Origin of the sequence: Salegentibacter echinorum (assembly GCF_900129445.1) — a bacterium.
Taxonomy (GTDB): Bacteria; Bacteroidota; Bacteroidia; order Flavobacteriales; family Flavobacteriaceae; genus Salegentibacter; species Salegentibacter echinorum.
Window position 1 is genome coordinate 1 of record NZ_FQVT01000029.1, and the last position, 1,942, is coordinate 1,942.

The 1,942-nt window shown below is 47.3% G+C and carries 1 tRNA gene and 1 rRNA gene; both read left to right on the forward strand.

The features are described 5' to 3' along the window. Positions 1 to 135 precede the first annotated feature (135 nt). Positions 136 to 1,666 (forward strand): 16S ribosomal RNA (locus BUA71_RS17245). Between the two features lie 197 nt (positions 1,667 to 1,863). After that, positions 1,864 to 1,937, forward strand: a tRNA-Ile gene (locus BUA71_RS17250). Positions 1,938 to 1,942 lie beyond the last annotated feature (5 nt).

The following is a 1,942-nucleotide window of genomic DNA, read 5'->3' on the forward strand; positions in this document are numbered from 1 at the left end:
AAGTTCATTGATTTATTGAATTGACAGCGCGTACGTTTTTCGAGAGAAAAGCGATACAAATAATTTAGAATTAAGACTAGAGAAGTCATCTTTGAGAATGGAATTTTTGATTGTTGTAATTATATTTAAGAAACAACGATGAAGAGTTTGATCCTGGCTCAGGATGAACGCTAGCGGCAGGCTTAACACATGCAAGTCGAGGGGTAACATAGGAGTGCTTGCACTCTTGATGACGACCGGCGGACGGGTGAGTAACGCGTATATAACCTACCTTTTAGCGGGGGATAGCCCAGGGAAACTTGGATTAATATCCCATGGTATGTAAGGTCCACCTGGATTTTACATTAAACATTTATGGCTATTAGATGGGTATGCGTCCTATTAGTTAGATGGTAAGGTAACGGCTTACCATGGCAGCGATAGGTAGGGGTCCTGAGAGGGAGATCCCCCACACTGGTACTGAGACACGGACCAGACTCCTACGGGAGGCAGCAGTGAGGAATATTGGACAATGGAGGCAACTCTGATCCAGCCATGCCGCGTGCAGGAAGACTGCCCTATGGGTTGTAAACTGCTTTTACAGAGGAAGAACCACTCCCACGTGTGGGGGTTTGACGGTACTCTGCGAATAAGGATCGGCTAACTCCGTGCCAGCAGCCGCGGTAATACGGAGGATCCAAGCGTTATCCGGAATCATTGGGTTTAAAGGGTCCGTAGGCGGGATAATAAGTCAGTGGTGAAAGTCTGCAGCTTAACTGTAGAATTGCCATTGAAACTGTTGTTCTTGAGTTATTATGAAGTGGTTAGAATGAGTAGTGTAGCGGTGAAATGCATAGATATTACTCAGAATACCGATTGCGAAGGCAGATCACTAATAATACACTGACGCTGATGGACGAAAGCGTAGGTAGCGAACAGGATTAGATACCCTGGTAGTCTACGCCGTAAACGATGGTTACTAGCTGTCCGGCCTAATTGAGGGCTGGGTGGTTAAGCGAAAGTGATAAGTAACCCACCTGGGGAGTACGTTCGCAAGAATGAAACTCAAAGGAATTGACGGGGGCCCGCACAAGCGGTGGAGCATGTGGTTTAATTCGATGATACGCGAGGAACCTTACCAGGGCTTAAATGTAGTCTGACAGGGGTGGAAACACCCCCTTCTTCGGACAGATTACAAGGTGCTGCATGGTTGTCGTCAGCTCGTGCCGTGAGGTGTCAGGTTAAGTCCTATAACGAGCGCAACCCCTGTGGTTAGTTGCCAGCACGTAATGGTGGGAACTCTAGCCAGACTGCCGGTGCAAACCGCGAGGAAGGTGGGGATGACGTCAAATCATCACGGCCCTTACGTCCTGGGCCACACACGTGCTACAATGGTAGGGACAGAGAGCAGCCACTTCGCGAGAAGGAGCGAATCTACAAACCCTATCACAGTTCGGATCGCAGTCTGCAACTCGACTGCGTGAAGCTGGAATCGCTAGTAATCGCATATCAGCCATGATGCGGTGAATACGTTCCCGGGCCTTGTACACACCGCCCGTCAAGCCATGAAAGCCGGGGGTACCTGAAGTCGGTCACCGTTAAGGAGCCGCCTAGGGTAAAACTGGTAATTGGGGCTAAGTCGTAACAAGGTAGCCGTACCGGAAGGTGCGGCTGGAACACCTCCTTTCTAGAGCAACGCTTTTTAAGGCAATGCGCAAGAATCAAAAAGGGAAGTTCGAATAAGTTTCTTTTTTGGTCTTGATTCTAAGCTGTCGATTTAATATTTAAAAAAGAAGAAAGAACAAAGAAAATAGAATATAGATTTTTTGAATTTGCTAAAGTCTATTCTCTTTTATCTAAGCTCTTTTCTCTTAAAAATAGGACAGTCTCATAGCTCAGCTGGTTAGAGCGCTACACTGATAATGTAGAGGTCGGCAGTTCGAGTCTGCCTGAGACTACTCGA